The organism is Cupriavidus sp. SIMBA_020 (assembly GCF_046535395.1).
In the GTDB taxonomy this organism is placed as follows: domain Bacteria; phylum Pseudomonadota; class Gammaproteobacteria; order Burkholderiales; family Burkholderiaceae; genus Cupriavidus; species Cupriavidus campinensis.
Genome location: NZ_JAWRWU010000998.1, coordinates 1 through 258, shown reverse-complemented (window position 1 = coordinate 258; position 258 = coordinate 1). Strand labels below are relative to the sequence as shown.

Below are 258 nucleotides of genomic sequence, written 5' to 3'. Positions count from 1 at the left end.
ACGCGCACGCTGCCGTCGGGTAGCACGCAGAGCAGATCGGTGGCGCGCTCCGGTTCGTCTGCATAGAGATTGAAGCCGAAATTGCCCACATAGGCGCGCCCGGCCGGATCGACGAGCATGTCGTTGCACGGGCCCGGCACGTACTTCGAGAGATTGGCGTAGACGCGCGTCGCGCCGTTATCGTTGCCGTTTTCTATCGCCAGTACGGTGCAATCGTGCATCGATACGGCCAGCATCGTGCCATCCGGCAGCCAGCCG

1 pseudogene is annotated in these 258 nt (G+C 63.6%); it reads right to left on the bottom strand.

Features of this window, described 5'->3' with window-relative positions:
- A pseudogene (locus tag SB751_RS32470) lies at positions 1-236 on the bottom strand (gluconolactonase); the annotation flags it as partial.
- Positions 237-258: the final 22 nt, after the last annotated feature.